Below are 517 nucleotides of genomic sequence, written 5' to 3' on the forward strand. Positions count from 1 at the left end.
CATCGACACCGATCCGCCGATGCCGGTCGCCGCGCCGCCGATGCGGAAGAAGGCGGTGACCTCGCCGGCGAACGCCTTGAAGGCGGTCAGCAGGGCGACGCCGGCCGAAGCCAGCGATCCCATGACGATGGCGGCCAGGCCGGCCTTGCCGTCGGCCGCAGCCTCGGCGGCGTCGGCCCGCGAGCCGGCGCCGACCTTAAGCACCTCGGCGGCGGCGACGCCTTCCGGATAGGGCAGGTCGGAGTTGGTGACCAGCGCCCGGCGCAGCGGGATGGTGTACATGACGCCCAGGACCCCGCCGATGGCGCAGATCCCGGCCGTCAGCCAGAACGGAAACCCTGTCCACCAGCCGATCATCACCAGGCCAGGCAGGACGAAGATCACCGACGACAGCGTGCCCGCCGCCGAGGCGACGGTCTGGACGATGTTGTTCTCGTAGATGGTCGCGTTGCGGAACAGGCGCAGGACGGCCATCGAGATGACGGCGGCGGGGGTCGAGGGGGCGGAGGGCGGGCCG

General features: G+C 71.8%; 1 protein-coding gene. It reads right to left on the minus strand.

Annotated features, from left to right (window positions below):
• On the minus strand, positions 1–517 hold a 517-nt coding region (locus D1614_RS25155), incomplete at both ends, for an OPT family oligopeptide transporter (protein WP_119440550.1).

The organism is Maribellus luteus (genome assembly GCF_003576475.1).
Taxonomy (GTDB): domain Bacteria; phylum Bacteroidota; class Bacteroidia; order Bacteroidales; family Prolixibacteraceae; genus Draconibacterium; species Draconibacterium luteum.